14 protein-coding genes are annotated in these 15641 nt (G+C 65.1%); all 14 read right to left on the bottom strand.

What is annotated here, in order from left to right; translation table 11 throughout:
* Window positions 1-29: 29 nt before the first annotated feature.
* Genes ftsA through mraZ form a run of 14 tightly spaced genes read right to left on the bottom strand, consistent with a single transcriptional unit; the run spans window position 30 to window position 15532 of the window.
* Complete coding sequence (gene ftsA, locus RTI28_RS08490) at window positions 30-1283, bottom strand: cell division protein FtsA (RefSeq protein WP_042122978.1); 1254 nt, start codon at window positions 1281-1283, stop codon at window positions 30-32.
* Between the two features lie 15 nt (window positions 1284-1298).
* Window positions 1299-2168 (bottom strand): cell division protein FtsQ/DivIB, encoded by an 870-nt coding sequence (locus RTI28_RS08485; protein WP_316920036.1) that lies wholly within the window; start codon window positions 2166-2168, stop codon window positions 1299-1301.
* 4 nt (window positions 2169-2172) lie between these two features.
* Complete coding sequence (locus tag RTI28_RS08480; protein ID WP_316920035.1) at window positions 2173-3132, bottom strand: D-alanine--D-alanine ligase; 960 nt, start codon at window positions 3130-3132, stop codon at window positions 2173-2175.
* Window positions 3129-4583, bottom strand: a complete 1455-nt coding sequence (murC, locus tag RTI28_RS08475; RefSeq protein ID WP_316920034.1) for a UDP-N-acetylmuramate--L-alanine ligase — start codon at window positions 4581-4583, stop codon at window positions 3129-3131. Before murC ends, RTI28_RS08480 begins: the two co-directional genes overlap by 4 nt.
* Complete coding sequence (murG, locus tag RTI28_RS08470) at window positions 4576-5655, bottom strand: undecaprenyldiphospho-muramoylpentapeptide beta-N-acetylglucosaminyltransferase (RefSeq protein ID WP_316920033.1); 1080 nt, start codon at window positions 5653-5655, stop codon at window positions 4576-4578. The genes murC and murG overlap by 8 nt, the downstream gene beginning before the upstream one ends.
* Window positions 5645-6862 carry a putative lipid II flippase FtsW gene (gene ftsW / locus RTI28_RS08465; RefSeq protein ID WP_042122973.1) on the bottom strand — a complete coding sequence of 406 codons (1218 nt, stop codon included), beginning with the start codon at window positions 6860-6862 and terminating at the stop codon, window positions 5645-5647. The genes murG and ftsW overlap by 11 nt, the downstream gene beginning before the upstream one ends.
* Complete coding sequence (murD, locus tag RTI28_RS08460) at window positions 6859-8205, bottom strand: UDP-N-acetylmuramoyl-L-alanine--D-glutamate ligase (RefSeq protein WP_316920032.1); 1347 nt, start codon at window positions 8203-8205, stop codon at window positions 6859-6861. The genes ftsW and murD overlap by 4 nt, the downstream gene beginning before the upstream one ends.
* A gap of 5 nt (window positions 8206-8210) precedes the next feature.
* Window positions 8211-9293: a phospho-N-acetylmuramoyl-pentapeptide-transferase gene (gene mraY / locus RTI28_RS08455; RefSeq protein ID WP_042122971.1), complete on the bottom strand. Its 1083-nt coding sequence runs from the start codon at window positions 9291-9293 to the stop codon at window positions 8211-8213.
* A complete protein-coding gene (locus RTI28_RS08450) occupies window positions 9293-10660 on the bottom strand; it encodes a UDP-N-acetylmuramoyl-tripeptide--D-alanyl-D-alanine ligase (RefSeq protein WP_316920031.1) in 1368 nt (455 codons plus the stop codon). Before RTI28_RS08450 ends, mraY begins: the two co-directional genes overlap by 1 nt.
* Window positions 10653-12116, bottom strand: a complete 1464-nt coding sequence (locus RTI28_RS08445) for a UDP-N-acetylmuramoyl-L-alanyl-D-glutamate--2,6-diaminopimelate ligase (RefSeq protein WP_316920030.1) — start codon at window positions 12114-12116, stop codon at window positions 10653-10655. Before RTI28_RS08445 ends, RTI28_RS08450 begins: the two co-directional genes overlap by 8 nt.
* Window positions 12116-13843, bottom strand: coding sequence for a penicillin-binding protein 2 (locus RTI28_RS08440; protein ID WP_316920086.1), 1728 nt, complete (start codon window positions 13841-13843; stop codon window positions 12116-12118). Before RTI28_RS08440 ends, RTI28_RS08445 begins: the two co-directional genes overlap by 1 nt.
* A complete protein-coding gene (ftsL, locus tag RTI28_RS08435) occupies window positions 13843-14136 on the bottom strand; it encodes a cell division protein FtsL (protein WP_042122967.1) in 294 nt (97 codons plus the stop codon). Before ftsL ends, RTI28_RS08440 begins: the two co-directional genes overlap by 1 nt.
* Complete coding sequence (gene rsmH, locus RTI28_RS08430; protein WP_410478964.1) at window positions 14133-15080, bottom strand: 16S rRNA (cytosine(1402)-N(4))-methyltransferase RsmH; 948 nt, start codon at window positions 15078-15080, stop codon at window positions 14133-14135. Before rsmH ends, ftsL begins: the two co-directional genes overlap by 4 nt.
* A complete protein-coding gene (mraZ, locus tag RTI28_RS08425) occupies window positions 15077-15532 on the bottom strand; it encodes a division/cell wall cluster transcriptional repressor MraZ (protein ID WP_316920029.1) in 456 nt (151 codons plus the stop codon). Before mraZ ends, rsmH begins: the two co-directional genes overlap by 4 nt.
* Window positions 15533-15641 lie beyond the last annotated feature (109 nt).

Here is a 15641-nt window from a genome sequence, read left to right as displayed (position 1 = left end):
TTTTGCGCCTACCACTACTGCTTTGAAACTTAAAAGTTTCCCTGGACCCAACGCTTGAATCGCTCAAGCACCGGGGCCTTTGGTTCATCGCCATAGCTGTCGTTTCTGATACCTGGCACAGGCACGCCGTCGGACTGCTTCTGCAGGCCGTAGGTCAGCAGGCCCACGCCAGTGGAATAAATCGGGTTGCGCACCACGTCGCTGAGGCCGCGGACGCTGTGCGGCACGCCAAGGCGCACCGGCATGTGGAAGATTTCCTCGGCCAGTTCCACCGCACCTTCCATCTTCGAGGTACCGCCGGTGAGGACGATGCCTGCCGGCACCAGGTCCTCGTAGCCACTGCGACGCAGCTCGGCCTGGATCAGGGTGAACAGTTCGTCGTAGCGCGGCTCGACCACTTCGGCCAGGGCCTGGCGCGACAGCTCGCGCGGCGGACGGTCGCCGACGCTCGGCACCTTGATGGTTTCGCCGGCACCGGCCAGCTTGGCCAGGGCGCAGGCGTAGCGGATCTTGATCTCTTCGGCGTACTGCGTCGGCGTGCGCAGGGCCATGGCGATGTCGTTGGTCACCTGGTCGCCGGCGATCGGGATCACTGCGGTGTGACGGATCGCGCCTTCGGTGAAGATGGCAATGTCGGTGGTGCCGCCACCGATGTCCACCAGGCACACGCCCAGCTCCTTCTCGTCATCGGTGAGCACCGAGTAGGCAGAGGCCAGTTGTTCGAGGATGATGTCGTCGATTTCCAGACCGCAGCGACGCACGCACTTCTCGATGTTCTGCGCGGCGTTGACGGCGCAGGTCACCACGTGGACCTTGGCCTCCAGACGCACGCCGGACATGCCCAGTGGCTCGCGCACGCCTTCCTGGTTGTCGATCACGTAGTCCTGCGGCAGGGTGTGCAGCACGCGCTGGTCGGCCGGGATGGCCACGGCCTGCGCGGCGTCCAGGACCCGTTCCAGGTCGGCGGTGCTGACTTCACGGTCGCGGATGGCGACGATGCCGTGGGAGTTGAGGCTGCGGATGTGGTTGCCGGCCACACCGACGAAGGCCGAGTGGATCCGGCAGCCGGCCATCAGCTGGGCCTCTTCGACGGCGCGCTGGATCGACTGCACGGTGGACTCGATGTTGACCACCACGCCCTTCTTCAACCCGCGCGACGGGTGGGTACCGATACCGACGATTTCCAGAGTGCCGTCGGCGGCGACTTCGCCCACCAGTGCAACCACCTTGGACGTGCCGATATCCAGCCCGACGATCATTTTGCCGCTTTGCGCATTTGCCATGGGTCCTGCCTCTCTCTAATTCTTCGCCACGGCGGGTTGGGCCGCGGGCTGTGCAATCGGTTCCCGCCAGCCAACGGCAAGGCCATTGGCATAACGCAGATCGATGCGGGCGATGTTCGTGATCTGTTCTTTGAGCGTGCTGTTATAAATGGCAATGAAGCGGCGCATCTTTTCCACCAGATGGTCACGCCCCAGCAGCAGTTCGATCCCCGGTCCCGCGCTGCCGGCGCCGGTGGTCAGGAACCAGCTGCCACGCTCGCGCAGTTCCAGGCGGGCGATCGAAAAGCCCAGGGGACGCAACATCTGGTTCAGTACCTGATATTGCTGCATCACTTGTTGCTGAGCGCGCTGCGGCCCGAACAGCTGCGGCAGGTGCTCGTAGTTCGCCAGTTCGCGTGGGGTGAAAGCCTGGCCCTGGTTGTTGAGCAAGGCATCTTCACCCCAGCGCGCCACCGGCAACTGTTCTTCCAGGCGGATCACCACTTCGTCCGGCCACACGCGGCGTACTTCGGCATGGGCGATCCAGGGCATCTGCTCAAGCTCGGTACGCATGCTCGCCAGGTCGACGGTGAAGAAGCTCGCCGCCACATAGGGCGCGATCCGCTGCTGCACCGCCTGCTGGCTGATGTAGCTGAGATCGCCCTGCACGGCGATCTTGGTGATCGGCCGGTCGGCGTACGGCATCAGTCGCTGCGCGCCCTCGTAGGCGCCGAAACCGGCGGCGACCAGCAGGACCGGCCACAGCAGCCGTTTGAAGATGCTGAAGTTCGGCTTGGGCAGGCGCGCCGACAGTGGCTCCTTGGCCACCATCCGGCTGGCACCGCGCGGCACCGGCTTGTTGCGACCGGTGGCGGGTTGCTGATGACGTAACATCGCGCCTTGCATGGGCTTAACCTCGCGCCTCGACACTGGCCGCCAGGATCGCCAGCACCAATTGCTGGAAATCGAGGCCGGCGGCACGGGCCGCCATCGGCACCAGGCTATGGTCGGTCATGCCTGGTGCGGTATTGACTTCGAGCAGCCAGAAACGGCCCTGCTCGTCCTGCATCACATCCACACGGCCCCAGCCGGCGATGCCAATGGCTTCGCAGGCGCGGGCGGTGAGATCGATCAATTCCTGTTCCTTGACGGCGTCGAGACCGCAGGGAATCCGGTACTGGGTATCGGATGCCAGGTACTTGGCGTCGTAGTCGTAGAAGGTGTGCGGGGTGCCCAGGGCGATCGGCGGCAGGACCTGGTCGCGCAGCACCGCGACCGTGAACTCCGGCCCCTTGATCCACTGCTCGACCAGCACTTGCGAGTCGTATCGCGCGGCGTCTTTCCAGGCCGCGATCAATTCCTCGACACTGGTCACCTTCGCCATACCGATACTGGAACCCTCATGGGCCGGTTTGACGATCAAAGGGAAGCCCAGTTCCGCGCTCGCGGAAATACAGTCGGCCTCGCTGGCCAGCACGGCATGGCGCGGGGTGGAGATACCCAGGCTCTGCCACACCTGCTTGGTGCGCAGCTTGTCCATGGCCAGGGCCGAGGCGAGGATGCCGCTGCCGGTGTAGGGAATGCCCAGGCATTCCAGCAGGCCCTGCATGCTGCCGTCTTCACCGCCGCGGCCGTGAAGGATGATGAAAGCGCGGTCGATCTTCTCGTTCTGCAGACGATCGAGCAGATCGTCACCGACGTCGATGGCGACCACGTCGACACCGGCACTGGTCAGCGCCTCGATCACCGCGGCGCCGGACTTCAGCGACACCTCGCGCTCGGCGCTCTTGCCGCCGTAGAGCACGGCGACGCGGCCGAAGTCCTGCGGTGCGAGGGTGGAATGCAGCTTGGCGTAGGCTTCGGCAGTCATTTGGCTTTCTCCTGACTGGCAACCGCACCAGCGAACAACGGACTCTTCAACAGTTGTGGGGCGAGACCGCCGATATCACCGGCGCCCTGGCACAGCAGGATGTCGCCGGCGCGCAGCAGCGGCTTGACCAGTGGTGCCAGCTCGATGCCGCGCTCGATGTAGATCGGGTCGAGCTGACCGCGCTGACGGATGCTGTGGCACAGCTGGCGGCTGTCGGCGCCCGGGATCGGCTCTTCGCCGGCCGGGTAGACCTCCATCAGCAGCAGCACGTTGGCATCGGCGAGGACCTGGACGAAGTCGTCGTACAGATCGCGGGTACGGCTGTAGCGGTGCGGCTGGTAGACCATCACCAGGCGCCGCTCCGGCCAGCCACCACGCACGGCCTTGATGACCGCGGCGACCTCGGTCGGGTGGTGACCGTAGTCGTCCACCAGCATGACGCTACCACCTTCCACCGGCAGTTCGCCGTAGACCTGGAAGCGTCGGCCGACACCCTGGAAGCCGGACAGGCCCTGGACGATGGCTTCGTCGCTGATGCCTTCGTCGGTGGCGATGGCGATGGTCGCCAGGGCGTTGAGCACGTTGTGGTTGCCCGGCATGTTGACCGACACGTCCAGCGGCGCGCGATCGCGGCGCAGCACGGTGAAGTGGGTCTGCATGCCCGACTGGCGCACGTTGATCGCGCGCACGTCGGCTTCCTCGGTGAAGCCGTAGGTGACCACCGGGCGCTTGACCTGCGGCAGGATCTCGCGAACCACCGAATCGTCCAGGCACATCACGGCCAGACCATAGAACGGCAGGTTGTGCAGGAACTCGACGAAGGTCTTCTTCAGCTTGTTGAAGTCGCCTTCGTAGGTCGCCATGTGGTCGGCGTCGATGTTGGTGACGACCGCCACCAGCGGCTGCAGGTGCAGGAAGCTGGCGTCGCTTTCGTCGGCCTCGGCGATCAGGTAGCGGCTGGTGCCGAGCTGGGCATTGGTGCCCGCGGCGTTCAGACGGCCACCGATGACGAAGGTCGGGTCCAGGCCGCCGGCGGCGAAGACCGAGGCCAGCAGGCTGGTGGTGGTGGTCTTGCCGTGGGTACCGGCGACGGCGATGCCGTGGCGATAGCGCATCAGCTCGGCGAGCATCTCGGCCCGCGGCACCACCGGAATACGCCGCTCGAGCGCGGTGGCGACTTCCGGGTTGGCGGTGTTGATGGCGCTGGAGACCACCAGCACGTCGGCGCTGGCGGCGTTCTCGGCGCGGTGGCCGATGAAGATCTGCGCACCGAAGGACTCCAGGCGCTCGGTCACCGCCGAGGCCTTGAGGTCGGAGCCGGAGACCTGGTAGCCCAGGTTCAGCAGCACTTCGGCGATACCGCACATGCCCACGCCGCCGATACCGACGAAGTGGATGCGACGGATACGGCGCATTTCAGGCTGGGGCATGGCTTTCTGGTTCTCAACCATGGGCCACCTCCAGGCAGATATCGACCACGGTGCGGGTAGCGGCGGGTTTGGCCAGGCGACGCGCGGTGGTCGCCATGGTGTCGAGTTTTTCCGGTTGCATCAGCACCTCGTTCAGGCGTTCAGCGAGCTGCGCTGCGCCAGTTGTCGCTTGCGGCATCAGGAAGGCGGCGCCTTCGCGTGCCAGATAATGGGCGTTGTGGGTCTGGTGGTCGTCGATCGCATGGGGCAAGGGCACCAGCATCGAAGGCAGACCGGCCGCGGCCAATTCGCTGACGGTCAGCGCGCCGGCACGGCACACCACCAGGTCGGCCCAGCCATAGGCCTGGGCCATGTCCTTGATGAACGGCTCCACCTGAGCCGTGACTCCCGCTTCGCGATAGCGCTCGGCGGTGATCTGGTCGTGATTCCTTCCGGCCTGGTGGAACACCTCCGGACGGATGGCTTCCGGCACCAGGGCCAGGGCCTGGGGCAGCAGCTTGTTCAGCGGCTCGGCGCCCAGGCTGCCACCCAGCACCAGCAGACGCGCGCGGCGTCCGGCCAGGGCTTCGCGAACCGGTTCCAGGAACAGTTCGGCGCGCACCGGGTTACCCGTGGTGCGGCGCTTGGTGCTGGCATCGAAGGTGTCCGGGAAAGCTTCACAGACCCGTCCGGCCAGCGGTACCAGCATCCGATTGGCGGTACCGGCACGGGCATTCTGCTCGTGGATCACCACCGGCACGCCGGCCAGTTTCGCCGCCACACCGCCAGGACCGGTGACATAGCCACCGAAACCGACCACGCAGACCGGGTTCAGCTGGCGGATGATCCGCCGCGCCTGGAGTACCGCCTTGACCAGCGTGAACGGTGCCTTGAGCAACGACAGCCGGCTCTTGCCGCGCAGGCCGGTGACGTTGATCAGGTGCAGTTGCAGGCCGGCCTGCGGCACCAGTTCGTTCTCGATCCCGCGGGGCGTACCCAGCCAGTGCACGGTGAAACCACGCGCCTGGAATTCCCGCGCGCATGCCAGCGCCGGGAACACATGGCCGCCGGTACCGCCGGCCATGATCAATACGTTCTTGCCGTCAGCGGCCATGATGATTCGGCTCCTCGGCAAAATCGTTTTCGTCGAATTCGTGTTCCTCGCTGCCCAGGTGCGTGCGGCTCTCCCACTCGATGCGCAACAGCAACCCGACGCAGGCACAGCAGATGACCAGCGAGCTGCCGCCATAGCTGAGGAACGGCAGGGTCAGGCCCTTGGTCGGCAGCAGGCCGACGTTCACCCCGATGTTGATGAGGAACTGGCCGATCCACAGGAAGGCCAGGCCGAAGGCCACATATGCGGCGAAGAACTGCTTGGCTTTCTCCGCCCACAGGCCGATGTACAGCGCACGCACGGTGACGAAGACGAACAGCGCCACGGTCAGCAGCGAACCGACCACGCCCAGCTCCTCGGCGAGTACCGAGAACACGAAGTCGGTGTGCGCCTCCGGCAGGTAGAACTGCTTCTGCACGCTGTTGCCCAGGCCGACGCCGAACCACTCGCCGCGACCGAAGGCGATCAGCGCCTGGGTCAGCTGGTAACCGGAACCGAACTGGTCGGACCAGGGGTCGGTGAAGGTGATCAGACGCGCCATCCGGTAGGGCTGGGCCTGGACCAGGACGAACACCGCGCCCACCGCCAGCACCACCATCAGGCCGAAGCGGAACAGGCCCACCCCGCCGAGGAACAGCATCGCCGCGGCGGAGCCCATCATCACCACGGTGGCGCCGAAGTCCGGCTCCATCAGCAGCAGGCCGGCCATGGGCAGGAGCACGATGAACGGCTTGAAGAAGCCCATCCAGCTTTCGCGCACTTCCTGCTGGCGCCGCACCAGGTAACCGGCGAGGTAGACCACCACGAAGACCTTGGCGATTTCCGAAGGCTGCACGTTGAAGAAGCTGAAACCGATCCAGCGCATCGAACCGTTCACCTCGCGGCCGATACCGGGCACCAGCACCGCCACCAGCAGGCCGAAGGCGCCGATCAGCATGAGGAAACCCATGCGCTGCCAGGTGGCGATCGGCACCATCATGGTGACGATGCAGGCACCCACGCCGAGGGTCACGTAGATCAGGTGGCGGATCATGTGGTACAGCGGGTTGCCCGACTGCGCCGCGGCCACTTCCGAGGAGGCCGAGGTGATCATCACCAGGCCCAGGCCGAGCAGGGCCAGGCAGCCGACCAGGAACGGGAAGTCCAGGTCGATGCCACGACCGCTGACGAGCGGCGACGGATAGGGCTTGATGACGCCGAAGATCATGCCAGCGCCTCCACGGCCTGGGCGAACAGCCGCCCACGCTCTTCGAAGTTCTTGAACATATCGAGGCTGGCGCAGGCTGGCGACAGCAGCACGGCGTCACCTGGACGGGCCAGTTCGGCACAGCGGCTCAGGGCTTCGTCCAGGGTCTTCACACGCACCAGCGGCACGTCGTCGCCCAGAGCCTCGGCGAGCAGTTCGGCATCGCGGCCCAGCAAGACCACGGCGCGGCAGTGCTTGCCGACCGGCGCGCGCAGGCCGGAGAAGTCCGCGCCCTTGCCGTCACCGCCGGCGATCAGCACCAGCTTGCCGTCGATATCGGCACCCAGGCCTTCGATCGCCGCCAGGGCAGCACCGACGTTGGTGGCCTTGGAGTCGTCGTAGTAATTGACGCCGTTCAGCTCACGCACCCACTGGCAGCGGTGGGCCAGGCCGGCGAAGTTGCGCAGGCTTTCCAGCATGGCGTCGAACGGCAGGCCCACGGCGTGCCCCAGGGCCAGCGCGGCCAGGGCGTTGGACTGGTTGTGGGCGCCACGGATCTTCAGTTCGCGGGCCGGCATCAGGTTCTGGAATTCGAAGGCCAGGTATTTCTCGCCGTTCTCCTCGCGCAGACCGAAGGCCTTGAAATCCGGTTTGTTCAAGCCGAAGGTCCAGCACGGCTGGCCCTCGATCGGGATGGGACGGCTCAGGGCGTCCTGGCGGTTGACCACGACCTGGCGCGCGCCCCGGAAAATCCGGTGCTTGGCCAGGTGATAGGCCGGCAGGCCGCTGTAGCGATCCATGTGGTCTTCGCTGACATTGAGCACGGTGGCCACTTCGGCGTTGAGCTGGTCGGTGGTTTCCAGCTGGAAGCTCGACAGTTCCAGCACGTACAGCTCGACATCGTCGTCGAGCAGATCCAGCGCCGGGGTGCCCAGGTTGCCGCCCACCGCCACGCGCTTGCCCGCCGCGGCGGCCATCTCGCCGACCAGGGTGGTCACGGTGCTCTTGGCGTTGGAGCCGCTGATGGCAACGATCGGCGCCTTGGCATTGCGCGCGAACAGCTCGATATCGCCGGACAGCTTCACGCCGCGCGCGGCGGCCTGCTGCAGGGCCGGGGTGGCCAGGGCCAGGCCCGGACTGACGTACAGCTCGTCGGCGCGGCAGAGGAAGTCCGCGTCCAGCTCGCCGCAACGCACTTCCACCTGTGGATAGTCGCGACGCAGGGTCGCCAGCTCCGGCGGGTTCTCGCGCGTATCGGCGACCGCAAACGCAACGCCCCGGTTCGCCAGGAAGCGAACCAGGGACATGCCGCTCTTGCCGAGGCCGACAACGATGCGGAAGTGGTCAGATGCGATCAGGGACACGCGGTCTACCTCAGTTTCAGGGTTGCCAGGCCGATCAACACGAGAATCACGGTGATGATCCAGAAACGGACAATCACTCGCGGCTCGGGCCAGCCCTTGAGTTCAAAGTGGTGGTGAATCGGCGCCATGCGGAACACGCGCTTGCCGGTCAGCTTGAACGACGCGACCTGGATGACCACCGACAGGGTCTCCATGACGAACACGCCGCCCATGATGAACAGGACGATTTCCTGGCGAACGATCACCGCGATGGTGCCCAGCGCGGCACCCAGAGCCAGTGCGCCGACGTCGCCCATGAAGACCTGGGCCGGGTAGGTGTTGAACCACAGGAAACCCAGGCCGGCGCCGATCAGCGCGCCACAGAAGACGATCAGTTCACCTGCGCCCGGGACATACGGGATCAGCAGGTATTCGGCGAATTTCACGTTGCCCGACAGGTAGCAGAAGATGCCCAGGGCACCGCCCACCAGCACCGTCGGCAGGATCGCCAGGCCGTCGAGGCCGTCGGTCAGGTTGACCGCGTTGCTCGAGCCGACGATGACGAAATAGGTCAGCACGACGAAACCGACGCCCAGGGGAATGGTGACGTCCTTGAGCATCGGCACGATCAGGGTGGTTTCCACGCTGGTCGGCGCGGTCATGTAGAGGAAGATCGCCGCGCCCAGGCCGAACACAGACTGCCAGAAATACTTCCAGCGGCTCGGCAGGCCACGGGAGTTCTTCTCGATCACCTTGCGGTAGTCGTCGACCCAGCCGATGGCACCGAACAGCAGGGTGACGATCAGCACCACCCAGACGTAGCGGTTGCTCAGGTCGGCCCACAGCAGCGTACTCACGCCGATGGCGGAAAGAATCAGCGCACCACCCATGGTCGGGGTGCCCGACTTGGACAGGTGCGATTGCGGGCCGTCGTTGCGCACCGCCTGGCCGATCTGGCGGATCTGCAGGGTACGAATCATCCACGGGCCCAGCCACAGGGCCAGCGACAACGCGGTCAGCACACCCAGGATCCCGCGCAGGGTCAGGTACTGAAAGACCGCGAAGCCCTTGTAGAACTGTTGCAGGTACTCAGCCAACAGCAGCAGCATTAATGTTTCTCCCCGCTGGAATCGCACAGGGCCGCCACGACGTTCTCCATCGCAGCGCTGCGCGAGCCCTTGATCAAAATAGTGGTGTTGGTGGCCTGCTCGCCGCGAACGGCGTCGATCAGGTCAGCTTGATTGGTGAAATGGCGGGCATTCTGGCCAAAGGCCTTGACCGCATGGGCCATCATCGGACCTACGGCATACAGGGCGTCGACCTTGCCCCGGGCGTAGTCACCGACCTGGCGGTGGCCCTCTTCGGCCCACTGGCCCAACTCACCGATATCCCCGAGCACCAGGACGGTGCGGCCGGAAAAGCCGGCGAGTATATCAACCGCCGCGCACGTCGAGGTGGGGTTTGCGTTGTATGTGTCGTCGATCACACGAATGCCACCGGCGGTCATCTGCGCCACGCTGCGCCCCTTGACCGGCTGCACGCTGTTGAGCCCCTCGGCGATGCCTTGCAGCGAGACGCCGAAGGCTTGCGCGGCAGCGGCTGCGGCCAGGGCATTGGCGATATTGTGGGTGCCGAGCAGGTTGAGCTGGATCGCCACGCTGCCTTGCGGAGCGTGCAGGACGAAGGACGGGCAGCCGCGCTCGTCATGGGCTATGTCGCTGGCATGGAAATCGGCGGCGGCGTTGTTCAGGGCGAAGGTCAGCACGGCGTGTTTGCCGGCGCGCTGTTTCCATATGCCAAAGGCCTTGTCGTCGAGGTTCAATACCGCGATTCCGCCCTCTCCCAACCCTTCGAGGATCTCACCCTTGGCTTCGACGATCTTCTCCGGCCCGCCGAACTCGCCGACATGAGCCGTGCCCGCATTGTTGATCAACACCACCTGCGGTTGCGTCAGGCCGACCGTGTAGCGGATCTCGCCGACGTGGTTGGCGCCCAGCTCGATGACGGCGGCGGTGTGCTGCGCCGCCAGTTCGAGCAGGGTCAACGGCGCGCCGAGATCGTTGTTCAGGTTGCCGCGGGTCATCAGCACCGGGCCACGGGTAGCGAGAATGCTGGCGAGCATTTCCTTGACCGTGGTCTTGCCGCTGGAACCGGTGATCGCCGCGACCGGCCGGGTGAAGGCGCGACGGTTCAGCGCTCCCAGCTGGCCCAGGGCCAGGCGGGTGTCGGCCACCAGCAACTGCGGCAGGCTGGAGCCTGGCACTTCACGTTGCACCAGCGCCGCAACGGCGCCCTTGGCAGCAACCTCATCCAGATAATCGTGACCGTCGAAACGCGGGCCCGCCAGGGCGACGAACAGCTGGCCGCGAGCGATCTTGCGGCTGTCGATGCTGACACCGTCGAAGCGCGCATCGGCGCCCAGCAGACGGCCCTGCAGCGCTTCGGTCAACTGGCTGAGGGACAGGGGTTCAAGCATGGGTCACCTCCCAGGCTGCCAGCGCTTTCTCGGCTTCGACCAGATCGGAAAAATCATGACGTTCGCCGTTGATTTCCTGGTAATCCTCGTGGCCCTTGCCGGCCAGGACGATCACGTCATCCACACCGGCGCAGGCGATGACCCGGGCGATCGCCTCACCGCGCCCCGCGATGAACTGCACCGCATCGACGTCGGCGAAGCCGGGGCGAATGTCGTTGAAAATGGCCTGCGGGTCCTCGGTACGCGGGTTGTCGTCGGTGACGATCACCCGGTCCGCCAGGCGCTCGGCCATTTCCGCCATCAGCGGGCGCTTGCCGCGATCGCGGTCGCCGCCACAGCCGAAAAGGCAGACCAGTTGCCCGCGCGCATGCGGACGCAGGGCGTCGAGGACTTTCTCCAGGGCATCCGGGGTGTGTGCGTAATCGACCACCACCAACGGCTTGCTGCCACCACCGAGACGCTGCATGCGTCCGATCGGACCTTCCAGCTTCGCGGTGATCTTGAGAATTTCGTCGAGCGGGAAATCCATCGCCAGCAGGGTACCCACCGCCGCCAGCATGTTGCTCAGGTTGAAACGACCGAGCAGACGGCTGCGCAGCATGCGCTCGCCCTGCGGGGTCACCAGTACGGCGCGCACGCCTTCGTCGTCGAAGCTGGCCTCGCGGCAGTACAGGGTCGCGGACGGGTCCTTGAGGCTGTAGCTGACCAGTCGTGATTCGCGTGGCTCGGCCGCCAGCTCGCGACCGAAATCATCGTCCAGATTCACTACCCGGCAACGCAGGTCGGGCCAGGCGAACAGCTTGGCCTTGGCCGCTTTGTAAGCCTCCATGCTGCCGTGATAGTCGAGGTGATCGCGGGACAGGTTGGTCATCACCACGATGTCGAACGCAAGCGCGGCGACGCGGCCCTGCTCGAGCGCGTGGGACGACACTTCCATGGCCACGGCGCGGGCACCGGCCTTTTTCAGGTCGTTGAGGGTCGACTGCACGGCGAGCGGGTCGGGCGTCGTCAGGCGACCGCTTTGCAGCGCGCCGTAGAAGCCGGTGCCGAGCGTGCCGATCAGACCGCAGTGCTGACCGAGCAGGTCCAGGGCCTGGGCCACCAGTTGGGTCACGCTGGTCTTGCCGTTGGTGCCGGTGACGCCGACCAGATCCAGCAGACGACTGGGCTCGCCGTAGAACCGCCCGGCGATATCCGACAGTTGCCCGATCAGCCCCTTGACCGGAATCAGCGGGGCGTCGGTGATCGGCAGAACGGTAGCGCCCTGCACCTCGTAGGCCACCGCCGCGGCACCGCGCTGCAACGCATCGGCGATGTGGTCGCGACCGTCGACCTTGGCACCCGGTACGGCCAGGAACAGGTCGCCCGGCCGCACGTTGCGGCTGTCCAGGGTCAGTTCGCGAATCAGCGGATCGCTGCTGGCATTGGCGAACAGTTTGCTCAATGGCATCGTCATCAACCGCGCCCTCCTTTGGCGGGCGCAGCATCAACTTGCTGCTGGGATGTTGGCAGGTTGTCCGGCGGAACGTTCATCAAACGCAGGGTGCCAGACATGACCTTGCTGAATACCGGTGCCGAGACCAGACCACCGAAGTAACCACCCTTGCTCGGTTCGTCGATCACCACGACGATGGCGTAACGCGGATCGCTCATCGGGCCGAAGCCGGCGAACAGCGAGCGGTAGGCGTTCTCGGTGTAGCCCTTGGAACCGATGGTGGCTTTACGCGCAGTACCCGACTTGCCGGCGACATGATAGGACGGCACCTGCGCACGGAACACGCCGCGCGGCGCCTCGATCACCTGCTGCAACATCTGCTGGATGGTTTCCGCGGTGTCCTTCGGTACCACCTGGGTCGACTCGGGCGCCTTGTCTACCTTGAGAATGCTCAACGGCACCATCTTGCCGTCGTTGGCCAGCGCGGCGTAGGCATGCACCAGCTGCAGCGCGGTCACCGAAACGCCGTAGCCGTAGGACAGGGTCGCGGTTTCGGCCTTGCGCCACTCGCGGTGGTTCGGCAGGTTGCCCACGCGCTCGCCAGGGAAGCCGAGGCCGGTGTACTGACCCAGGCCCAGTTGCGACATCACCCGGTAGATGGCCTCGCCGCCGATATCGAAAGCGATTTTCGACATGCCGACGTTACTGGAGTTGATCAGGATGCCGGTCAGGTCGAGGATCGGGCCCTCGGTCTTGGACACGTCACGAATGGTGTAGCGGCCCAGTTGCAGAGTACCGGGGTAGACCTCGACCTTGTCGGTCGGCTTCCAGCGCCCACTCTGCAACGCGGCGCTCATGGACAGCGGTTTGACCGTCGAGCCCGGTTCGAACACGTCGATGATCGCGCGGTTGCGCATCGCCGCCGGGAACATGCTGCGGCGGTTGTTCGGGTTGTAGGTCGGCTGGTTGACCATGGCCAGGACTTCGCCGGTCTTCACGTCCATGATCACCAGGCTGCCGGCCTTCGCTTCCTGCTCGGCAATGGCGTTGCGCAGCTCGCGGGTGGCCAGGTACTGCAGGCGCAGGTCGATGGACAACGCCAAGGTCTTTCCGGCCTTGGCGTTCTTGGTAACCTGGACATCCTTGATCAAGCGACCGCGCCGGTCCTTGATCACCTGCCGCTTGCCGGGCACACCGGCGAGCCACTCGTCATAGGCCAGTTCGACACCTTCGCGACCGTGGTCGTCGAGGTCGGTGAAGCCGACCATGTGCGCCGCGACATCACCGGCGGGGTAGAAACGACGAAATTCCTCGATGCCGTAGACACCAGGAACCTTGAGATCGAGTACCACCTGCCCCTGTTCCGGGGTCAGGCCGCGAACCAGGTAGATGAACTCTTTGCTCGCCTGTTGCTCCAGGCGTTCGGCCAGTTGCTTGGGATCCTGCCGGATCGCCGCGGCCAGTGCCGGCCAGCGATCCTTGGCACTCTGCATTTCCTTGGGGTTCGCCCACAAGGTCGTGACCGGAGTACTGACGGCCAGCGGCTCGCCGTTGCGGTCGGTGATCAGGCCACGGTGCGCGGGAATCGGAATATGCCGCAGGCTGCGGGCATCGCCCTGGCCCTTGAGGAAGTCACGGTCGATCACCTGCAGATTGATGATCTGCCAGGCGATCGCGCCGACCATCAGCGCCAGCAGGCCCAGCACGACACGGAAGCGCCAGGGGTAGAGAGCGCCTTCGAGCTTCATCATGGCGCCACCATCCGCACTTCGTCAGCAGCGGGAACGCGCATCTTCAGCTGTTCGCTGGCCAGCATCTCGATGCGGCTGTGTGCCGTCCAGGTGCTCTGTTCAAGAATCAGCCGGCCCCACTCGGCCTGGGCCTTGTCGCGCTCATTGAGCTCACCGTACAGGGTGTTGAGCAATTGCCGGTTCCAGTGCGCGCTGTAGGACACCGCCACCGAGGAAACGAGCACGCCGATGAACAGCAGGAGCATCAGGAAGCTCCCGCCGGGCAGTGGCTTGGCGTAGAGCCTGCTCACCGCAGCTTCTCCGCCACACGCATGACGGCGCTGCGCGAACGCGGGTTGGCCTTGAGTTCGGCCTCGGAGGCGAACTGGGCCTTGCCGATCAGCTTGATCCGCGGCTCGAACGGCTTGTGCTGAACCGGCAGGTTGCGCGGCAGGTTGTCCTGCTCGCCCTTGGCCAGCTTGCGCATGAACAGTTTGACGATACGGTCTTCGAGGGAATGGAAGCTGATCACCGCAAGACGGCCACCGACTTCCAGGGCGTCGAGCGCAGCATCGAGACCGGTCTCGAGATCGCCTAACTCGTTGTTCACATGGATGCGCAGGCCCTGGAAGGCCCGGGTCGCCGGGTTCTTGCCTTTTTCCCAGGCGGGGTTGGCAACCTTGAGCACTTCCGCCAGGTCGGCGGTACGGGTGAACGGCTGCTGCTGGCGGCGCAGAACCACGGCGCGGGCCATGCGTTTGGCAAAACGCTCCTCGCCGTACTCCTTGAATACGCGGGCGATTTCCTCTTCAGGCGCGGTGGCGATGAATTCAGCGGCGCTGACGCCGCGAGACGGGTCCATGCGCATGTCCAGCGGCCCGTCATTGAGGAAGCTGAAACCGCGCTCCGGGTCGTCGAGCTGCGGCGAAGACACGCCGAGGTCGAACAGCACGCCGCTGACCTTGCCGGCCAGGCCGCGCTCGGCCACTTCCGCACCCAGTTCGGCAAAACTGCGCTGCACAACGACAAAGCGGCCGTCTTCGGCCGCCAGCGCTTGCCCGGTGGCAATCGCTTGAGGGTCTTTGTCGAACCCCAGCAGGCGCCCATCCGGCCCCAGGTTCTGCAGGATCAGGCGGCTGTGACCGCCACGCCCGAAGGTGCCATCCAGATAGCAACCATCGGCGCGCACTGAAAGAGCCTCCACGGCTTCGTTCAGTAGCACGGTGATGTGGTTAAAGCCGCTATCGATAGTCACAGGATCAAATCACGCAGTTCATCGGGCATGGCGCCCGGTTGTTGAATGGCTGCCAGGTCCGCTGCGGAAACAGCGTTCCAGGCATCCTCGTCCCACAGTTGGAATTTGTTCAGTTGCCCCACCAGCATCGCGCGCTTGTCGAGCTTGGCGTATTCGCGCAAACGCGGCGGAACCAGAAAACGCCCACTGCCGTCCAGCTCCAGATCCACCGCATTGCCAATCAGCAGACGCTGCAGGCGACGGTTCTCTTCGCGTAACGACGGCAAGGCGCGCAACTTGGCTTCGATCAGCTCCCACTCGTCGAGCGGGTACACACATAAGCAGGGATCCACAGCATCGATCGTCACGATCAGTTGCCCGGAACTGCGCGTTTCAAGCTCGTCACGGTACCGGCTCGGCATGGCGAGACGGCCCTTGGCGTCGAGGTTGATGGCGTTTGCTCCGCGAAACACGGCTGCGATTCCTAAATGTTAGCTCTTTTGTGCCTGAAAACCCACTTCATGCCACTTTCTGCCACTTGCGCACACTATAGGAATCCGCCTACCGCACCGTCAAGGCGCG

The organism is Pseudomonas sp. zfem002 (genome assembly GCF_032621685.1).
Classification (GTDB): Bacteria; Pseudomonadota; Gammaproteobacteria; order Pseudomonadales; family Pseudomonadaceae; genus Aquipseudomonas; species Aquipseudomonas japonica.
This window is presented reverse-complemented; position numbering and strand designations above follow the sequence as displayed.

Excerpts from the sequence above, each read along its gene's own strand:
- ftsA (WP_042122978.1), bottom strand. The coding sequence starts at position 1,283 with ATGGCAAATGCGCAAAGCGGCAAAATGATCGTCGGGCTGGATATCGGC.
- RTI28_RS08485 (WP_316920036.1), bottom strand. The coding sequence starts at position 2,168 with ATGCAAGGCGCGATGTTACGTCATCAGCAACCCGCCACCGGTCGCAAC.
- RTI28_RS08480 (WP_316920035.1), bottom strand. The coding sequence starts at position 3,132 with ATGACTGCCGAAGCCTACGCCAAGCTGCATTCCACCCTCGCACCGCAG.
- murC (WP_316920034.1), bottom strand. The coding sequence starts at position 4,583 with ATGGTTGAGAACCAGAAAGCCATGCCCCAGCCTGAAATGCGCCGTATC.
- murG (WP_316920033.1), bottom strand. The coding sequence starts at position 5,655 with ATGGCCGCTGACGGCAAGAACGTATTGATCATGGCCGGCGGTACCGGC.
- ftsW (WP_042122973.1), bottom strand. The coding sequence starts at position 6,862 with ATGATCTTCGGCGTCATCAAGCCCTATCCGTCGCCGCTCGTCAGCGGT.
- mraY (WP_042122971.1), bottom strand. The coding sequence starts at position 9,293 with ATGCTGCTGCTGTTGGCTGAGTACCTGCAACAGTTCTACAAGGGCTTC.
- RTI28_RS08450 (WP_316920031.1), bottom strand. The coding sequence starts at position 10,660 with ATGCTTGAACCCCTGTCCCTCAGCCAGTTGACCGAAGCGCTGCAGGGC.
- RTI28_RS08445 (WP_316920030.1), bottom strand. The coding sequence starts at position 12,116 with ATGACGATGCCATTGAGCAAACTGTTCGCCAATGCCAGCAGCGATCCG.
- RTI28_RS08440 (WP_316920086.1), bottom strand. The coding sequence starts at position 13,843 with ATGAAGCTCGAAGGCGCTCTCTACCCCTGGCGCTTCCGTGTCGTGCTG.